Origin of the sequence: Ferruginibacter sp. HRS2-29, assembly GCF_024343615.1 — a bacterium.
In the GTDB taxonomy this organism is placed as follows: Bacteria; Bacteroidota; Bacteroidia; order Chitinophagales; family Chitinophagaceae; genus Ferruginibacter.
Genome location: NZ_RJUB01000074.1, coordinates 1 through 2,001 on the forward strand (window position 1 = coordinate 1; position 2,001 = coordinate 2,001).

At 45.8% G+C, this 2,001-nt stretch carries 2 protein-coding genes; one reads left to right on the forward strand and one right to left on the reverse strand.

Translation table 11 applies throughout. The features are described 5' to 3' along the window. Nucleotides 1-74 precede the first annotated feature (74 nt). Nucleotides 75-905 carry a DUF2911 domain-containing protein gene (locus tag EGI32_RS10985; protein WP_255154474.1) on the reverse strand — a complete coding sequence of 277 codons (831 nt, stop codon included), beginning with the start codon at nucleotides 903-905 and terminating at the stop codon, nucleotides 75-77. A 294-nt stretch (nucleotides 906-1,199) separates the two neighbouring features. Between EGI32_RS10985 and EGI32_RS10990 the strand changes: the two genes are divergently transcribed. After that, on the forward strand, nucleotides 1,200-2,001 hold an 802-nt coding region (locus EGI32_RS10990), incomplete at its 3' end, for a radical SAM protein (protein WP_255155423.1).

Here is a 2,001-nt window from a genome sequence, read left to right on the forward strand (position 1 = left end):
AGACGGGAAGAAAGCAAAAGCCCCCAAAATATTTGGAGGCTCATATAATTTTCTTCCCGTCTTCCCGGCAAAAATCATTTTAGTTTCTTCTGCAGGTCCTGGTTCATTTTTACATATGCATCATTCTTTGCGGCAGCAGCAAGTTCCAGCGATTTTTGTGAGCTGGCCAATGCACCGGCTTTGTCGCCCATTTCCTGCTGGATCTTTGCTTTGTACAGAAATATCCAGAAAGCTTTTCCATTTTCTTCGGTTGCTTTTGTAGCATATTCCAATGCTTTCGGCAGGTTCTTTTCGTACTCGTTGTAATACTGTGCGGCTTCCCAGTACGGTTTTTTCTCCGACTGCAATCCTGCTTCGATCTGTGCTTTTACTTTGGACCTGAAGCTGGCCGTTACCGGTATGGTAACCGATGTTTTGTCCCACATGAGCGTGATGCCACAGCTTTCAGGTTTTACATTATCAAATTGAATGGTAAAAGTTTCTACCCGGTTTTTCAATTTTGAAGGCACTACTTTAAAACGCAGCACATCGTCCGTTTCTTTATATCCTTCCAGGCCGCCGTTGTTAAATCCTTTGTTGATGATGATCTCCCAGGTGTCGATGTTGGGGATGGTGTAGATGGCATAAGAACCTGTATCGAGTTTTTTGCCTGCCAGTTCTACGGGTTCTGTCAGCGTGATTTTGGTTGCCTTGTTGGCACCGGTGCGCCACATTTTACCAAATGCTTCCAGTCCGCCAAAGATGGTACGGCCTTTCACACCAGGCCTCGAATATACGATCTCAATGGAGCCGATGCCGAAATCCTGTTTGATGGTTTGTGTAGGCGATGGCGCCGGAAATTTGACCTGGGCATTCGCGAAGGCAAATGAGGCAAGAAGGGCGAGGGATGTAAATAATTTTTTCATTTTTGTTGTTGAGAGTTTAGTTTATGAAAGAGATTAGAGGTTTAGAGGTTTAGAAGTTTAGAAGTTCGCAATTTCAAAACTTCAATTAATTATTGCAACCCACATATTTTCACCATTCACCATTCACCATTCACTATTCACTATTCACTATTCACTATTCACTATTCACTATTCACTATTCACTATTCACTATTCACCATTCCCTATTCACCATTCACCATTCACTATTTTCTGCCATCCTGTCACCATTCTGCTATTTTCAGTATCTTTGCGCATTAAATTTATTTCGGGACGATGCAGGAACTTCTTTTGGCTAAGACACATGATGAAACGCGGCAGGGCGAAGCATTTGCGCCTGCGCAGGAGCCTGTGGCTGTCAATGGCAAACGCTTTTACATTGAGAGTTATGGTTGTGCGATGAACTTTGCAGATAGCGAAGTGGTGGCTTCCATTTTACAAAAAGAAGGATTTGGCGCCACTACTGATGTAGATACGGCTGATCTTATCCTGATCAACACCTGTTCTATCCGCGAAAAAGCGGAAGACAGGGTACGTAAACGCCTCACCGAATTCCGGCAACTCAAACGATCTAACCCGGGCCTGGTGGTGGGTGTTTTGGGCTGTATGGCCGAACGCCTGAAAGCCAGTTTTATAGAAGAAGAAAAACTCGTGGATATAGTGGTAGGCCCTGATGCTTACCGCAGCCTTCCCGGCCTCATTGAAGAAGCCAATGGCGGGCAGAAAGGGGTGAATGTATTGCTGAGCCGCGAAGAGACCTATGCCGATATTGCGCCGATAAGGCTAAACAGTAATGGCGTAACCGCTTTTGTGAGCATCATGCGTGGCTGTAACAATATGTGTTCTTTCTGTGTAGTGCCTTTTACCCGTGGCCGCGAACGCAGCCGCGATGCAGCCAGCATCGTGCAGGAATGTGAGGCATTGTTCAACGAAGGCTACCGCGAAGTGACCCTGCTCGGACAAAACGTAGACAGTTACCATTGGATAGATGAACAGAAGGACGAGACGGTGACGTTTGCACGCCTGATGGAACTGGTAGCCAATATATCGCCGTTGCTGCGCATCCGTTTTTCTACTT

Coding starts and splice junctions, on each gene's coding strand:
- EGI32_RS10985 (WP_255154474.1), bottom strand. CDS start 905: ATGAAAAAATTATTTACATCCCTCGCCCTTCTTGCCTCATTTGCCTTC.